Source organism: Chitinibacter bivalviorum (assembly GCF_013403565.1).
GTDB lineage: Bacteria > Pseudomonadota > Gammaproteobacteria > Burkholderiales > Chitinibacteraceae > Chitinibacter > Chitinibacter bivalviorum.
Genome location: NZ_CP058627.1, coordinates 2,620,278 through 2,636,120 on the forward strand (window position 1 = coordinate 2,620,278; position 15,843 = coordinate 2,636,120).

The window sequence follows — 15,843 nt, forward strand, 5'->3', positions numbered from 1 at the left end:
CAAGATGACACGCAGGTGCAATCCAACTAAAACGTAAAATAAAACGCTCGAAAATGTGAAGTGACTCACTTTCAAACCATCGCAGCGCCAGCACGACCATCCATCCGAACTCGCCCCGTCTTGCGCGGCATCTGCCTATAACTTTCACACAAGCCGCGTTTTTCTACGCCCTTGTTCATAAGAAAAAGCAGTTTGACGATAGGAGCTCGCGATGAAATTACTCACTACGATGGTGCTTGGCGCCAGCTTGGCCGCCCTGCAAAGCGCCGCCTTGCACGCACAGGACGGCACTTTGCTTGCCCGTGGCAAATACTTGATGGAAGGCCCCGTGGCCTGTGGTAACTGCCATATGACGCGTGGCGCGCAAGGTCAGCCTTTGCCAGAAAAAGGCCTTTCAGGCGGTATGTTGTTTGATGAACCGCCCTTTAAGGCCTACGCCGCCAATATTACGCCCGATAAAAAAACCGGCATCGGCAATTGGAGCGAGGCGCAGTTGGCCAAAGCGATTCGCGAAGGCATCCGCCCCGATGGCAGCGTAATCGGCCCGCCGATGCCGATTGGGTTTTATCGCTCGATTTCCGATCAAGATCTCAAAGCAATCGTCACCTATCTAAAAGCCCAGCCTGCCGTTGCCAATCCCGTACCCAAATCGCAATACCACATGCCGCTGCCGCCTAATTACGGCCCGCCCGTAGGTAAAATTGCGACGCCGCCGAGCAGCAATAAAGTGAAATACGGCGAATATCTGGCCCAGATTTCGCACTGTATGGAATGCCATACCCCACGCGATGCGAAGGGCATGCTGCAACTCGATCAACTCGGTGCGGGCGGGCAAAATTTCAAAGGGCCTTGGGGCGAATCGGTTTCAGCCAATCTCACCCCCGTGGCGGAAGGACTCAAAAACTGGAGTGATGCCGAAATCGCTGCAGCGATCCGCACCGGTAAAGATAATCAAGGTTATCCACTCAAACCCCCGATGGGCTTTGCCTTTTACGAGCACATTAGCGAAAGCGATATGGGCGCGCTGATCGCTTACCTGCGCTCACTAAAGCCACAAAAATCACCACACTAATCGCCATCGTACCGCCAATTCCCCACAGCCCCTCCAGCCGGGGCTGTTTTAATATTCAACAGGGTATATCTTTCAAATTAATCATCTTCAATGTCTTTAGGAATATACCCATCAGACCGCCAAAGAAACAGCCTTTCCGCTGCAACATTCCCCGCCTCATTTGACCCTGATCACTGCAAGCCTCGTGAAAAGGTTTATCCTACAAGATCATGTCTATGAAGGACGTATCATGCTTAAAAACTCATCGACCCGATACGGTCAGGTGGCGCGGATATTTCATTTGCTTGGCGTACTCGCGGTGGTGGCTGCGCTCGTATTGATCGAGCTCAAAGGCTATTTCCCCAAAGGCGACCCGCTGCGTGATGGGCTGAAATATGCGCATATTCAAGCTGGCCTGATCGTGTTGCTGCTGGTATGGCCGCGCTTGCTGTGGCGCTTTGGCAATCCGCCGCCCGCCATTACACCCACACCGAAAAAAGAAACCATGCTGCTTGCACATCTGGTGCATTGGGCTTTGTATGGCCTGATGATCGCCCTGCCAATTTTGGGGATTGTTTTCGTGCAAAGCGCGGGTAAAAGCGTTGATTTCTTTGGCTGGGTTTTACCCGTGCTGTTCACCGTGCCCACCGAGTCGGCGCGCGATGTGAAAGAAATCCACGAATTACTTGGTAATGTCTTAATGTGGGGCGCGATCTTGCACGCTGCCGCCGCCATTTGGCACCACCGCTTTGTGAAAGACGACACGCTCACGCGGATGTTTGGGCGCTAAGTCCCAATTTTGTGAGCCACCCAAGCCGCCTTGCGCGGCTTTTTTCATGCTCTGCAGCGGCAAATCTGCCTTGCATTTTGCTTGTCACGAAACCGTCACCAGCTTGTCATTCCTACGACTTAGCATGCTGTTTTTAAAAATAAAACTCAAGGATGATGGATATGTTTCGACTACGTACGATAAATCTAGTGTTGGCCACAGCCCTAGCTGGCGCGGCATTGCCTAGCCAAGCGGCATTGTTATTGGGAATCGGTGAAATTGGCGGTTCAGCCGATCTATCTGGCCTGACGGGCACACTGGAAAACGGCCTGAAAGCCAATATTCTGGGCGGCATGGGCTCGGGTTTTGCCTGGGCAGGCGGCAATACTTTTATCGCCACGCCTGATCGCGGCCCGAATGCCACAGCCTGGAATAGCGCAGTCGATGACACCAGCAGCTATATTTCGCGCTTTCATACGCTCAATCTCTCACTGCAAAGCAATACCAAAGCGGGCGAATTGCCATTCCAAGTCAATGCCAAGCTCGCATCAACCACCTTACTTTGGTCGGCGGATAAGCTCAATTACGGCACCGCCGGCACACCTAATACCGCAGGGCTGAGCAACAGCAGCGGTCGCAATTATTTTACTGGCCGCTCAGATGCATTTGACGCCAGCAAAGGCTCCAACAATAGCAACAACGCCCGTTTCGACCCGGAAGGCGTGCGCGTATCTAACGATGGGAAAAGCGTATTTGTGTCGGATGAATATGGCCCATACGTGTATCAATTTGACCGAGCCACCGGCGAGCGTATTAAGGCGTTTGAACTACCAGCTAGCTTGGCTGTGAAAACCTTGGGCTCAACCACGGCGGCCGAAGACAAACCGGTGAACACCAGCGGCCGCGTGGCCAACAAAGGCATGGAAGGCTTGGCGATTACCCCCGATGGCAAAATGCTGGTCGGCATTATGCAAGCGCCTTTGCTGCAAGATAATAAAGGCCAAGTTCGCATCGTGACGATCGACGTCGCCACTGGCGAGACCAAACAATTTGCCTATAAATTGACCGATGGCTCGGGCGTGAGCGAAATCGTTGCGATCAACGATCACGAATTCTTAATTGATGAACGTGATGGCAAAGGTTTGGGTGACGGCAGCGCAGCAGGCGTAAAAAAAGGTTATCGCATCGACATCAGCGGCGCGACACCGATTCCAAACGACAGTATCAAAGGTGATTTGAGCAAATATCTGGTCAGCAAAACGCAGACTAGCACCGTTGATGTCGTTGCCATGCTGACCAAGCCGACGAGCGAAGGCGGTGCAGGGCTGACTGCTGCGCAAGTGCCCGCGAAAATCGAAGGCTACGCTTTTGGCCAAGACGTGACATTTGAAGGTAAAACCCTGCATACGCTGTGGGTGGCCAATGACAATGACTTTGTTTCAGGCGTTGCTGGGCAAAACAAATTTTACGTTTTTGGTCTGACCGACAGCGAGCTAGGCGGGCACTTTGTACCACAAGCCATTACAGCCCCCGTACCCGAGCCAGAAACCTACGCCTTGATGGGCATGGGCTTGCTGGGTTTGTGCGTGGCACGTCGTCGTAAAACACAACGCTAAGCGGTCATCACTCTAAAACGGCGCATAGATTTGCGCCGTTTTTCTTTGGCCCCAAACACTCGCGCAGCCGCGCTTTTGTAGGGGATAAAGACTATTCCTCACTCCCACTGCGGGGTTTATGGTGACTCTTTCGCAGCAAGGAACACCAGCATGAGCCAATACGCCGCCGAATACCTCAGCAAAGTGGGCGCCTTAATCCAACGCGTTCACGACGAGCAAATCTCACAATTGCAAACAGCCGCCATGCGCATCGCTGATACCCTGCAAGCCGGTGGATTGCTGCATGTGTTTGGTAGCGGTCATTCGCAACTGCTTGCCGCCGAGCTGTTTTACCGCGCCGGTGGTCTGGTGCCAGTGAATGCGATCTTGGATTTACCGCTATCGGTGATGCAAGCAGCACGCCGCTCGACGTGGCTGGAGCGCGTTCCGGGCTACGCTGCGCAATTACTGCAAGACGAGCCGCTGGCCGCGGGCGATGTGATCATCGTGATTTCCAATTCAGGCCGCAATGCCGTGCCGATTGAAATTGCCCAAACTGCCAAAGCACAAGGCGTTTACGTGATCGCGCTGACCTCGCTCGCCTTCTCACGCTGCATGAGCTCGCGCCACGCCAGCGGGAAACGATTATTCGAAGTGGCTGATTTGGTGCTCGATAATTATGGCGACAATGGCGATGCACTAATCGCGATTCCCGGCAGCACCAGCAAAGTCGCCGCCTCATCCACCGCCGTCGGCAGTGCTTTGCTGCAAGCTTTGGTGGCGGCCACGGTGGGCGAGCTGGCTTCGCGGGACATCGATCCACCAGTATGGCAAAGCGCCAATGGCGATGCGGGTGAAGCGCGTAATGCGGCGCATTGGGATGCGATGCATACGCGGATTAAGCGACTCTAAGACATACTCATACACTGTATCGGCTTAAAATTCATTTGGGATATTGACTTCATCAACATACCCAAGCAAAGGCAATATCTACTTTGACCCAAGCAGGGGGATTGCTTAGGCTCGCGGATTATTCACACGAGTATATTTATGAATTGGCTCTACCTTGCCATCGCCATTATTGCCGAAGTCATCGCCACCTCGGCACTGAAAGCCTCAGCGGGCTTTAGCCGCCTGATGCCATCGATTTTGGTCGTGGTGGGCTACGGCACGGCGTTTTATTTTCTTTCGCTGACTTTGCGCAGCATACCGCTGGGCATTGCCTACGCGCTGTGGTCCGGCGTTGGAATCGTCTTGGTCAGCATCATTGGCTGGTTTTTGTACCAGCAAACGCTCGATTTGGCGGCGATGATAGGGATCGGATTGATTATCGCCGGGGTGCTGGTAATTAATTTATTTTCCAGCGCTGCCGCGCACTGAGCCCATGCACTACACAGGGGTATATCCATACACATCAATTTTGAAATTGATATCATGGATATACCCCAACAGACATCAACTAGGCTTCAGTATTCAAATCAATCTGCCGGATCGAGCCCAGCCCTGCCGTTTCTCCTAGCCACACGCCGCTGGCTCGCATTTTTGCCAGCACCACATCGGCCGATTTCTCGCTCATTGGCGTCGATACCGATTGCACCGATAAGGCCCCCACTCCCGCCTCGGCTAAAGTGCGAATCTGGTTGAGGCCACCTTGCCAGAGTTTGAGCTCGACAAAGGCCGCATCGCCGCTATCGACCCAGCCATTGTGATCCGTATCGAGCTGCGCCAGCTCGGCAAATCCATCGCCGCTTTGCGCGCCAAATAGCTCACGCCCGTTATCGACTTTGCCATTGCCATTGCGGTCAATAAACAGCATTTCAGCTTGCGGTAGGCGTAGCGATTCGGCCTTGCCATCGGCGTCCAGATCAAAGCTCACCGCCTTGTGCGCCAAGGCCATGCTCGGCGCGCCAAAATCGAGCACCAAGGGATCGCGCAGCACCGATTGACTGGCTGCGGCGAGCGAAAATGTCGCCTCGCGCGAGAGCGAAAAATCGAGCCCAAATTGCCGCTGGCTGCCATCGGCCAGGCAAACATTGCCGCGTCCGCTCATGCTGCACGACTCGACCTCGGCGACCTGCGTGATGGTCGTGAATTCAAACCACGTGGGTGCCGTGGTGGGTGCGGCTAGTAACGAAGGCTCAGCCTGGATCGGGGTCATTGAGGCGGTCGTCGGCGCAGTGGGGTGATCGCCAAACAGCATTTCAAGCAAGGTTTGAAAACGCTTGCGCCGCGCCTCCAGCATCAGTTGCAGATCATGTCCTTCCACTGTGGCAGGGCTGGGCTTGGCTGAGGTGGCCGCCGATGTTGCCGCCGCTTTGGCCTGCGAAAACATCTGCTCGAATACATTGGCGGCATGCACCTTGATCTCGGTACTTTGCCAGCTAACACGTGCTTCATCGTGAGTACTGCTCAGTTGCAAATCGCTATTGATAATGTGCATGACAAGGCTCCAAAACAGAGTTGGGCTTCTGCTCATGCATAAGCCATGCCAGCTGCGATCTTGGCGCTGTCGCCTATTTTGTACGCTGTGGGAGCCCGATTACTGACGCAAACAATTTGTTGGCGTAAGATGCGCAGCAATCTGGATGATGATTAGGGTTTTCACCTATGCGGCCATTTTACCTAGGCATTCTGTGAAATACCCAGCCATGTATATAAACAAGAACCAGATAAATAAAGACTTTGGCGATGATACTGCGCCATTATTCCGACACCCTTTGCGTGTCATTTGCTCAAGAAGGTAGCCCAATGCAGCACGATGGTGAATTTATTTTCTCGCGCGAAGCTGTTTCCCGCATGACGGGGGAGAGCGAATACGATCAGGAATACCTGCATTGGTTTTGCACCCAATGCCTGATTCAGATTAATGCCGCGGTACAGGACATCAATAATGCCTACGATGGCCAGCGCCATATCGACCATAAATTGCCGAGCTTTTTAACCGGCCGCTTTGCCTGCATCAAATTTCATTTTGATCAGCTCAAAAGCTGTACTGAGCAGTTTCGCAATCATCAAACGATTGAAACTATCTTTCGCAATACACTCAATGATTGCGTTAAAAACATCGCGCAAGCGCGCGAAAATGCCAATTACCTTTTGAGCCTGTTCAAGGCTTAAGCCGAAACAGCCGCCGGTTGCGGGGCGTATCGACGGCTTAACACGCCGGTACGCCCACCGTCAGCGCCAAACCGCCCAGCGACGTTTCTTTATACGTGTTGTGCATATCCATACCGGTGCGATACATCGTCTCGATCACTTTATCGAGGCTCACTTTGTGCTCACCGCTTTCGAGCAAGGCCAATTGTGCGACCTTGATCGCTTTTTCGGCGGCAACGCCATTGCGCTCGACACAGGGGATTTGCACCAAGCCGCCGACCGGATCACACGTTAAGCCCAGATGATGCTCCATGCCGATTTCAGCGGCATTTTCGACTTGCTCCAAGCTACCGCCCAACACCGCACAATACGCGCCCGCCGCCATCGAGCAGGCGACGCCCACTTCGCCCTGACAGCCCACTTCCGCACCGGAAATCGACGCATTCATTTTGTACAGCATGCCGATCGCCGCCGCGGTCAGTAGAAAATCAACGACGCCCGCTTCGTTTGCGCTCGGCGTGAAGTTACGGTAGTACTGCAACACCGCTGGGATAATCCCTGCCGCGCCATTGGTCGGCGCAGTCACAACGCGGCCGCCGCTGGCGTTTTCTTCCGACACCGCCATCGCATAAATCATCGGCCAGAGCATAAAATCGCTGCGCCCCTGCATTTGCAGGCCGATCATTTTGCGGAAAATCGTCGGCGCACGACGCTTGACGTGATAATCGCCCGGCAGCTCGCCCTCGCGAGTACAGCCGCTTTGTATGCATTGCTGCATCACATTGGCGATGTCGAGTAGTTGCGCTCGCACTGCGTCTTCCGATTGCAAAGCCAATTCATTGGCCAGCACAATTTGCGCAATCGATTTGCCTTGCGCGCGGCAATGCGCGAGCAAATCCGCTGCACTTTGAAAAGGAAATGGCACTGCTATCGTGGCCTGAGCGGTATGCCCAAATTCGTCTTCGCGCACGACAAAACCACCGCCGACCGAGAAATAAATCTCGCTAGCGAGCTCTACGCCATTTGCCGCAAAAGCGCGAAACTTCAGCCCATTGGAGTGCTGCTTCAAAAACAAATGCTTGTGCAATTGAATGTCAGCAGCAAAGCCAAAAGCCACCGGATGACGTGCGAGTAGCAATAGCTGAGCATCCGCTTGCTTGAGTTGATTGAGCCGCAGTGGAATCAGGTCGGGGTCGATATTACGCGGTGTATAGCCTTCCAGACCAAGCAAGGTAGCGCCTATCGAGCCATGCCCCTCGCCCGTTAGTGCCAGCGAGCCATAAAAATCGACCTGCACCCGCGCCACCTGCTCCAGCGTTCCCGCCGTATGCAATTGATCGACAAAGGCTTTGGCCGCAACCATAGGGCCGACGGTATGCGAGCTCGATGGCCCGATGCCGATTTTGAATAAATCAAAGACACTTAACATTGCAACTCCCGCAGGTAGGATCACCACCCGCACAAAAGCAAACGGGTCTGTTACCCGTTTGCTTGTTGGTCATCATTACAAATAGCTACCGACAAAATCACCCGCAATCCCGATCAGCCCCATCACAAAGATAAAACCGGCCGTGCGTGATTGATAAATCATCAAGCGCGGAATCCGCTTCATCAACATCACTGGCATCAGGTAAGCATAGATGGCAATCACGGGCGCCGACAATGCACCGATGATCTTCAGAATCGGTGGGTTATACACCGCCAAAAACCACAAGCCGACCATCATCGCCACGGTCACAATCAGATTGATTTTCTTGCGATTCAATTGCGCTTCAGCGGCAGGATTGCCCCACGCCATCACGCGGGTAGTAATGCCCACCAGACCTTCGCGCGTCCCGACAAAATGGCCGAAATACGAGCTGGCAATCGCCAAAAATGCGATCAGTGGAATCAAATATTTCAAGACTGGCTGCGATACGACCAATGACATGGTGGTCAGAATATCGATGTTTTTCTCTTGCGCCATCGCCAAGACTTCGGGCGAAGTGGCCAGCACCATCGAGAACACAAAGAACATCACAAACACCAGCAAAATCAAGGAAGTCCATTTGATGATGCCGTCGGTGCGTTGCACCGCTTCATCGGCCCCAAACTGGGCGCGATACGAGGCAGCCAAAGTCGAGCACACGGGCGAAAAGTTCATCGCAAACACCAAGACCGGAAACAGCAGCAAGATATTTTTCAGTACATCGCCCGTTTCAAACGGCACACTGAACACGGCGGTATTCCATTGCGGCACCATATACAGCGATAAACCCGCCAGCAAAATAATCAGCGGAAAAGTCATCAGCGAGGTCACACGCACCATCACTTTTTCACCCGCCAAAATCACGCCCGTTAAACCCGCCAGCAACAAGAACGTCAGTACGGCGCGTGGGAAGCCGACAATACCGAGTTGATGATCCAAAAACGACGCAACGATATTGGTCACGCCCGTCGCATAGCCGACGCAGATCGTCACAATCGACAGAAAGTACAATATCGACACCGCAAAGCCGACATTGCGCCCCAGATCATATTCGACCGCGCCGATAATATCAGTCGGCTTGGGGCACGAAGCCACCACGCGCGTAATCCCGCGATGCGCGATATACGTAATCGGAAAAATAATCGCAGTTAAAATCACCATCGGCCAAATCCCGCCCAAACCAGCGCGAATCGGCAAATACAAAATCCCCGCCCCGACGGCGGTACCAAAACAGGTCAATACCCATTCCCAGTCTTTTCGATCCAAAGTCATACCCAACCTCGCTCATCAAGCAGCACACAGAAAACAGCTTTTTTCTCACATCCCACGAGTACAAATTACACGCCTCTCGCAGAAAAAGATCTGTGACTTAATTACGCTATCCAATTGAAATCAAATGGTTTTTGACCCTCATCAACGGGAACTTTTTACAACATTAGGGGTTTTAATTATTGAATCATTTCATTGCTTCAGCGTGCCGCCTGCGAGCAACTTCGCACTCGTTATGGTTGCGAACTTAATTCATGACAATGCGAGCAATGGATCGCTATAGCTGACTCGTTGAGCAGCAACGATTAAAACGTATTGAGCTGGATTGCGCATTCAGAGCCTAAAAAAAAGCCCCCGCAATATTGCGGGGGCTTATGGGTATATTCATCAAATCAATGCTAGAAAATAAATACAAAGATATACCTAGCGTTTCTCACCATGCAGCAAGGCTTCATTGGCATCTTCAAAACTCATTTCATGGTTTTTCACAAAACGCGTTTTGTATTTCCAGCGATAACCAAACCAGATGGCAAAGAACATCGGAATACCGATATACGTTGCAATCACGCCGATCCAGTCAATATTTCCGGCGACAAAGGCCTGATAGTTTTGCCCCAGCATTACGACCAAACACAGCGCAAAGGCAAATAGCGGCCCGTAGGGGAAGAATGGCGATTGGTACGGCAGCTCATCGAGCGTATGGCCTTGCGCCAAAAAGCCTTGGCGGAAGCGATAATGACTAATCGCAATACCCAGCCACGCGATAAAGCCCGTCATCCCCGACATATTCAATAGCCATAGATACACGGTTTTATCTTCGCCCAGCGCGGTCAGGAAGCACAACATCCCCACCACGGTGGTGGCGTACAACGCATTGCGGGGCACGCCGTTATCGGCCAGTTTGCCAAAGATTTTGGGCGCCAAGCCTTGCGTCGCCAGCGTATAGAGCATACGCGTTGACGCGTACATACCTGAGTTACCCGCCGAGATAATCGCCGTTAAAATCACCGCATTCATCAGCGCAGCCGAGAAGGCCAAACCGGCATTTTGGAACACCAGCGTGAATGGGCTGACGCCAATATCGCTGATGTCATTTTTCAGCAAGTGCGGGTCGGTGTACGGAATCAGCATGCCGATCAGGAAAATTGCGATCACATAAAACAGCAAAATGCGCCAGAACACCTGGCGAATCGCGCGTGGGATTGCGCGGTGCGGGTTTTCTGCTTCACCTGCGGCCACCCCAATCAGCTCAGTACCTTGGAATGAAAACCCTGCGACCATCATCACGCCAATCATCGCCGGCAAGCCGCCGACAAAGGGTGCGTCACCGGTGGTAAAGTTATGCCAGCCCGCTTGCTCGCCGCCATGCATAATGCCGGCGATCATCAAAAAGCCGGTGACGATAAACACGATGACCGTCACCACTTTGATCAGCGAGCACCAAAATTCAGCCTCACCAAAACCCCGTACCGAGATGTAGTTAAGGCCAAACATCACCGCCAAAAAGCCTGCGCTCCAGTAAATACCGGGTACATCCGGGAACCAGAACGCCATAATCAGCTGCGCGGCAACCAGCTCAACGGCAATAGTTACCGCCCAGTTGTACCAGTAATTCCAACCCAGTGCGAAGCCAAAACCGGGGTCAACAAAGCGCGCGCCATAGGTCGCGAACGAGCCCGATACCGGCATATACGCCGCCAACTCACCGAGGCTGGTCATCAGGAAATACACCATCAGGCCAATCAGCAAATACGCCGCCATCGCGCCGCCGGGGCCCGCTTGCGCAATCGTCGCGCCCGAGGCGACAAACAGGCCAGTGCCGATTGAGCCGCCAATCGCGATCATGGAAAGATGGCGCGCTTTTAGATTGCGCCGCAGGGTATTGGGGGGAGGTGTCGTAGTCATCGTAGTATCGACGCAGCTCGTTTGATTAAAAAACAAGCAGCGATGATGCACGAAAAATAGCCACTTGTCGTTTGTGGCTATCCCTAGCTTTGCGTTTTAGCAGACTAAAGCCGGAAAATTCACGCCGAAAATGGCTGCCGCCAATGAATATGCGCTGGCACCCAGCTCGACTGCACGGGCTCACCCGCCAGTAAAGCCTGTACCCGCGCCAGACTTTGCTCGGCTAGCCCAGCACTGTCTTGCACTACGGCATTGATTGGCCGCGGCATACAATCGAGTAGGCGATGATCGTCAAAACTCATCAGGTATTCTGGCGCGGTTTTGAAATGATCAAGTTCATTCATAAACTCCAGCGCCCCTTCCAGCAACGAAATCGACGCGCAGAAAATCGCTTCGGGATAACGACCGAGCTGGCTATAGCATTCGGCCATCATCGTATAACCGCTGTGCTGGTGATAATCGCGGTGGGTAATCAATTGCGGATTGGGCACCAGCCCAGCCGCTTGCCATGCTTTTTGGTAGCCTGCCAAACGGTCAACGCTGGGCGACAAATCCATCAAACCGCCAAAATACGCAATCTCGCGCACGCCTTGCGCCAGCGCTTTGGCGATCAGCTCAAACACTTGCTCTTCGGCATTACTCACAACAAAAGGCAGATTACTGCCGATCACGCGCCGATCAAGCAGCACCAGCGGCATGCGCTTGGCCCATTTGGCGTAGAGCTTGGCATGATTGGTACATGGCACCAGCATCAGTCCGTCCACTTGCCGCGCTAGGAGTTGCTCGACTGCTTTGATTTCCATCTCGGCGTCGTCATTGCTACTCACCACAAACAATTGAAACCCTGCATCACGACACAATGGCTCCAGCGTTTGCGCCAACATCGCGTGGGCAAAGTTGGTTAGCTCAGGGATCACCAAGCCTAGCGTGCCACTGCGGCGTGAGCGCAGCAAACGCGCCGAGGCCGAAGGTTGAAAATGATTGTCGGCCGCCACCTGCTGCACGCGCGCCACCGTGGCCGCTGCAATCCGATATTGCTCGGCGCGGCCGTTCAAAATCATGCTGGCGGTGGTTTTCGACACCCCGGCCAATTTTGCAATGTCGGCGATGGTTAGGCGTTCAAAGGCAGTCATGCCTGCTCCAAAAAGATAAAAAGCCGATGCCAAGGTCTCTTTGCATCGGCCTTTAAGATGAGGGTCGGCATATCGCCCGACCCTTTTTCAATCATTATTACTGTTTCACCAAATCCAAAGGCACTGGGATAAATTTATCCACCGCTTCGCCTTTGCCCAGTTTAATGGCCGTATCAACGCCCATTTTACCGATTAGCTCAGGTTTTTGTTGCACGGTGGCCGACATTTGCCCCGCTTTCACCGAATTCACCGCATCTGGGGTTGCATCAAAGCCAACGACGATGACATTTTTCAGGCCAGCCGCTTCAATCGCTTTCAATGCACCCAAGGCCATTTCATCGTTATGCGCAAATACGCCTTTAACGTCTTTATTGCCTTGCAGGATGTTTTCCATCACGGTAAGGCCTTTGGCACGGTCAAAATCAGCCGCTTGTTTTGCGGCCAGTTTCACATCGGCTTTACCGTCGATCACAGAGTGGAAACCTTGACCACGTTCACGCGCTGCCGATGAGCCAGGAATGCCTTCCAACTCGACGAGATTGCCTTTGCCACCGATTTTTTCGAGCAAGAATTCAGCCGCCATTTTGCCGCCAGCAACGTTATCGGACGCGATGTGTGCGCTCACTTCGGCGCCATTGACGCTGCGATCGAGTGATACAACTTTAATGCCGGCTTTGAGCGCTTCTTTGACGACCCCCGCCACCGCGTCTGAATCCGCAGGGTTAATCAAAATCACTTGGACTTTTTTCTGGATCAAATCTTCGATATTCGAGATTTGTTTGGCCGAGTCATCCTGCGCATCAACCGTAATCAGTTTCACCCCCTGCGCTTTGGCTTCGGCATCGGCACCGTCACGCAATGCGACAAAGAATGGATTGTTTTGCGTTGAGATCGCCAAACCAATGCTCAGCGCGCTACTCGCAGCAGGCTCCGAGGCTGCTTGAGTATCTGGGCCTTGTTTTGAACAAGCGATCAGGCCTGTTGCCAGCAAGCCAATTAACAGCGGTGAAAGAATGCGTTTCATATCTAACTCCAATCAATTATCTGAAGAATGGCCGCCAGCTCAGGATAAGGGCGGCACATCCTCTTGGTTTAACATCGACTTACTTCAGGAACACGGCAAAATACTTTTGCCTTAATACGAACTACTTTTTGTTGGCACGATCGAGCAAGACCGCCAGCAAAATCACAACGCCTTTAATCACTTGCTGGTAGAACGACGACACGCCCAGCAAATTCAAACCATTATTCAAAATACCGATCAGCAAAGCGCCGACCAAAGTACCGAAGATCCAGCCGCGGCCACCGGTCAGGCTCGTACCACCGAGCACCACCGCTGCAATCGCGTCCAACTCATAGCCTGTACCTGCAGTTGGTTGAGCCGAATTCAAACGGGAAGTCAGGATCATCCCGGCTGTCGCAGCCATCGCGCCAGATAAGGTGTAAACCCAGATTTTGATGCGATCCGTTTTAATCCCCGACAGGCTTGCAGCTTCTTCATTACCGCCGACGGCATACACATGGCGGCCAAAGACGGTGCGTTTCAGCACAAACCAGAACACGACAAACATCACCAGCATCATGATGACTGGCACAGGGATAAAGCCCGCCACATAGCCACCACCAAGCATCGCGAAAAAGTCGCTATTCAGGCCCGTAATGGGGCGACCTTCGGAGAACACCAGCGATAAGCCGCGTAAAATCGTCATCGTGCCCAAGGTGGCAATAAAGGGTGCAACTTTGCCTTTACTAATCACCAAGCCATTGATCATCCCCATCCCAGCACCAGCCAAAATACCGACGCTGGTCGCCACCACGGGATCAATCCCGTGGCTGAGCATCAAGGCGGTGAGCACGGATGAGAGCGCCAAAATCGAGCCGACCGACAAATCAATCCCGCCGAGCAAAATCACCAGCGTCATGCCGAAGGCAATCAACGCGTTGATCGAGACCTGACGGAATACATTGAGTAAATTGCCGACGGTTAAAAAGTCTGGGCTGGTAATCGCCAAGCCGGCAGCCAACACCAGCAGCGCCAAAAATGGACCCAATTTCTGTAGCGTGGCCTTTTGTTGTACGTTCATTTCAAACCTCCTGTTGCTGCAGTCATAATCGTTTCGGCGGATGCCTGGGCAAAAATGCCCGCCTGCCGACCTTGGTGCATCACCAAAATGCGGTCGCTCATGGCAAGGACTTCCGGCAATTCGGAAGACACCATCACAATGGCCACACCGGACTGCGCCAACTCATTGATAATTTGGTAAATTTCGGCTTTCCCGCCGACATCGACACCGCGCGTTGGCTCGTCGAGGAACAGCACTTTGGGCGCAATACCCAGCCATTTGGCAAACACGACTTTTTGCTGATTACCGCCAGAGAGCGATTTCACTTCCAGCTCGGCATCACGGGTGCGGATATGCATGCGTTCGATTTCGCGCTGCACCACGGCCATTTGCTCGGCGTGGTTGATCACGCCAAAACGTGCGTATTTCGAGAGATTGGCCAACGTAGCGTTTTCGCGCACCGACAAACCCAGCACCAGCCCTTGGCTTTTGCGATCTTCGGTCACAAAACCAATCCCCGCCGCAATTGCTTCACTCGGCGAAGTGGCATTCAGCGCCTTGCCATCAAGCTCAATCTGGCCTGACACTTTGCGGTTAATCCCGAAAATGGTTTTCAGGATTTCGCTGCGACCTGCGCCCATCAGCCCCGCAATACCGAGCACTTCACCGGCGCGAACATCAAAATTGATACCGCTAATGGTCGCGTCGGCCAGATCGCTGACTTTGAGTCTTACTTCGCCCAAAGTAGCGTTGCGTACCGGGAAACGATCGCCAATTTCTCGGCCAACCATCATCCGAACGATTTCGTCGAAATTGGTCTTCACAATTTCACGCTCGCCAACAAATTGACCGTCGCGCAGCACGGAAATCTTGTCGCAGATTTTGAAAATCTCTTCCATCCGGTGCGAGACATACACAATGCCGACACCGCGCGATTTCAAATCAGTGATGATGCCAAATAGCTTTTCGGTTTCCCGCTCGGACAGCGCCGCAGTCGGCTCATCCATAATCAGCGTTTGGGCATTCAGTGACAACGCTTTGGCGATCTCGACCATTTGCTGCTGGCCGATCGACAACGTGCCAGCCTCAACATCGGGGTCAAGGTTTTCAATGCCGAGTAGCTTGAGGTATTCCAAGCACTGCTCGCGCATTTTGATGGTATTGATAATGCCGAAATGGCGCGGCTCGCGACCCAGAAACATATTTTCCATCACCGACAATTGCGGGATCAGGTTTAGCTCTTGGTGAATAATCGCGATACCGAGTTTTTCAGCATCAGATGTATTTTTAATCGGGGTATGTTTACCATCAACAGCAATGGTGCCTGCATCAGCCTGATACACCCCACAAAGGATTTTCATCAGCGTTGATTTACCCGCGCCGTTTTCACCCATCAGCGCGTGAATCTCGCCACGTTCTAGCGCGAATTCGACGCCTTCGAGCACCTTAACAGGGCCAAAGGCTTTGCTGATGCCACTCATTTGGATCAACATG

The 15,843-nt window shown here is 53.0% G+C and carries 13 protein-coding genes and 2 pseudogenes; 7 read left to right on the forward strand and 8 right to left on the reverse strand.

What is annotated here, in order from left to right; genetic code table 11:
* Positions 1-211 precede the first annotated feature (211 nt).
* The 6 genes and pseudogenes from HQ393_RS12440 (at position 212) to HQ393_RS12460 (ending at position 4,795) form a co-directional block, all read left to right on the forward strand.
* On the forward strand, positions 212-1,072 hold the full coding sequence (locus HQ393_RS12440; protein WP_179355482.1) for a c-type cytochrome: 861 nt from the start codon (positions 212-214) through the stop codon (positions 1,070-1,072).
* Between the two features lie 229 nt (positions 1,073-1,301).
* Positions 1,302-1,841 carry a cytochrome b gene (locus HQ393_RS12445; RefSeq protein ID WP_179355483.1) on the forward strand — a complete coding sequence of 180 codons (540 nt, stop codon included), beginning with the start codon at positions 1,302-1,304 and terminating at the stop codon, positions 1,839-1,841.
* 332 nt (positions 1,842-2,173) lie between these two features.
* Positions 2,174-3,244: pseudogene (locus HQ393_RS12450) on the forward strand (esterase-like activity of phytase family protein); the annotation flags it as partial.
* A gap of 102 nt (positions 3,245-3,346) precedes the next feature.
* A pseudogene (locus HQ393_RS18125) lies at positions 3,347-3,436 on the forward strand (PEP-CTERM sorting domain-containing protein); the annotation flags it as partial.
* Positions 3,437-3,586: 150 nt separating this feature from the next.
* Positions 3,587-4,327, forward strand: coding sequence for a sugar isomerase domain-containing protein (locus tag HQ393_RS12455; protein ID WP_179355484.1), 741 nt, complete (start codon positions 3,587-3,589; stop codon positions 4,325-4,327).
* A gap of 138 nt (positions 4,328-4,465) precedes the next feature.
* Positions 4,466-4,795: a DMT family transporter gene (locus HQ393_RS12460; RefSeq protein WP_179355485.1), complete on the forward strand. Its 330-nt coding sequence runs from the start codon at positions 4,466-4,468 to the stop codon at positions 4,793-4,795.
* A gap of 79 nt (positions 4,796-4,874) precedes the next feature.
* On the opposite strand, the gene HQ393_RS12465 is transcribed toward HQ393_RS12460, so the two are convergent.
* The gene (locus HQ393_RS12465; protein WP_179355486.1) at positions 4,875-5,855 is read right to left on the reverse strand and encodes an SPM autocatalytic domain-containing protein; all 981 of its coding nucleotides are present in this window, start codon (positions 5,853-5,855) and stop codon (positions 4,875-4,877) included.
* Between the two features lie 248 nt (positions 5,856-6,103).
* On the opposite strand from HQ393_RS12465, the gene HQ393_RS12470 reads away from it, so the two are divergent.
* Positions 6,104-6,532, forward strand: a complete 429-nt coding sequence (locus HQ393_RS12470; protein WP_179355487.1) for a hypothetical protein — start codon at positions 6,104-6,106, stop codon at positions 6,530-6,532.
* A gap of 37 nt (positions 6,533-6,569) precedes the next feature.
* On the opposite strand, the gene HQ393_RS12475 is transcribed toward HQ393_RS12470, so the two are convergent.
* The 7 genes from HQ393_RS12475 to HQ393_RS12505 all read right to left on the reverse strand — a co-directional run bounded on the left by HQ393_RS12475 (position 6,570) and on the right by HQ393_RS12505 (position 15,842).
* Positions 6,570-7,940 carry an L-serine ammonia-lyase gene (locus HQ393_RS12475; RefSeq protein WP_179355488.1) on the reverse strand — a complete coding sequence of 457 codons (1,371 nt, stop codon included), beginning with the start codon at positions 7,938-7,940 and terminating at the stop codon, positions 6,570-6,572.
* 75 nt (positions 7,941-8,015) lie between these two features.
* Positions 8,016-9,251: an amino acid permease gene (locus tag HQ393_RS12480; protein ID WP_179355489.1), complete on the reverse strand. Its 1,236-nt coding sequence runs from the start codon at positions 9,249-9,251 to the stop codon at positions 8,016-8,018.
* Between the two features lie 420 nt (positions 9,252-9,671).
* A complete protein-coding gene (locus tag HQ393_RS12485) occupies positions 9,672-11,153 on the reverse strand; it encodes an amino acid permease (RefSeq protein WP_179355490.1) in 1,482 nt (493 codons plus the stop codon).
* A 119-nt stretch (positions 11,154-11,272) separates the two neighbouring features.
* The gene (locus tag HQ393_RS12490; RefSeq protein ID WP_179355491.1) at positions 11,273-12,286 is read right to left on the reverse strand and encodes a substrate-binding domain-containing protein; all 1,014 of its coding nucleotides are present in this window, start codon (positions 12,284-12,286) and stop codon (positions 11,273-11,275) included.
* 97 nt (positions 12,287-12,383) lie between these two features.
* A complete protein-coding gene (locus HQ393_RS12495) occupies positions 12,384-13,310 on the reverse strand; it encodes a D-ribose ABC transporter substrate-binding protein (protein WP_179355492.1) in 927 nt (308 codons plus the stop codon).
* Positions 13,311-13,431: 121 nt separating this feature from the next.
* Positions 13,432-14,370, reverse strand: a complete 939-nt coding sequence (locus HQ393_RS12500) for an ABC transporter permease (RefSeq protein WP_179355493.1) — start codon at positions 14,368-14,370, stop codon at positions 13,432-13,434.
* Positions 14,367-15,842 (reverse strand): sugar ABC transporter ATP-binding protein, encoded by a 1,476-nt coding sequence (locus tag HQ393_RS12505; protein WP_179355494.1) that lies wholly within the window; start codon positions 15,840-15,842, stop codon positions 14,367-14,369. Before HQ393_RS12505 ends, HQ393_RS12500 begins: the two co-directional genes overlap by 4 nt.
* Position 15,843 lies beyond the last annotated feature (1 nt).

Bases quoted from the DNA above. Each gene is read 5' to 3' on its own strand.
- HQ393_RS12495 (WP_179355492.1), bottom strand. From the start codon at position 13,310: ATGAAACGCATTCTTTCACCGCTGTTAATTGGCTTGCTGGCAACAGGC.
- HQ393_RS12470 (WP_179355487.1), top strand. From the start codon at position 6,104: ATGATACTGCGCCATTATTCCGACACCCTTTGCGTGTCATTTGCTCAA.
- HQ393_RS12445 (WP_179355483.1), top strand. From the start codon at position 1,302: ATGCTTAAAAACTCATCGACCCGATACGGTCAGGTGGCGCGGATATTT.
- HQ393_RS12475 (WP_179355488.1), bottom strand. From the start codon at position 7,940: ATGTTAAGTGTCTTTGATTTATTCAAAATCGGCATCGGGCCATCGAGC.
- HQ393_RS12505 (WP_179355494.1), bottom strand. From the start codon at position 15,842: ATGTTGATCCAAATGAGTGGCATCAGCAAAGCCTTTGGCCCTGTTAAG.
- HQ393_RS12440 (WP_179355482.1), top strand. From the start codon at position 212: ATGAAATTACTCACTACGATGGTGCTTGGCGCCAGCTTGGCCGCCCTG.
- HQ393_RS12480 (WP_179355489.1), bottom strand. From the start codon at position 9,251: ATGACTTTGGATCGAAAAGACTGGGAATGGGTATTGACCTGTTTTGGT.
- HQ393_RS12500 (WP_179355493.1), bottom strand. From the start codon at position 14,370: ATGAACGTACAACAAAAGGCCACGCTACAGAAATTGGGTCCATTTTTG.
- HQ393_RS12490 (WP_179355491.1), bottom strand. From the start codon at position 12,286: ATGACTGCCTTTGAACGCCTAACCATCGCCGACATTGCAAAATTGGCC.
- HQ393_RS12465 (WP_179355486.1), bottom strand. From the start codon at position 5,855: ATGCACATTATCAATAGCGATTTGCAACTGAGCAGTACTCACGATGAA.
- HQ393_RS12460 (WP_179355485.1), top strand. From the start codon at position 4,466: ATGAATTGGCTCTACCTTGCCATCGCCATTATTGCCGAAGTCATCGCC.
- HQ393_RS12455 (WP_179355484.1), top strand. From the start codon at position 3,587: ATGAGCCAATACGCCGCCGAATACCTCAGCAAAGTGGGCGCCTTAATC.
- HQ393_RS12485 (WP_179355490.1), bottom strand. From the start codon at position 11,153: ATGACTACGACACCTCCCCCCAATACCCTGCGGCGCAATCTAAAAGCG.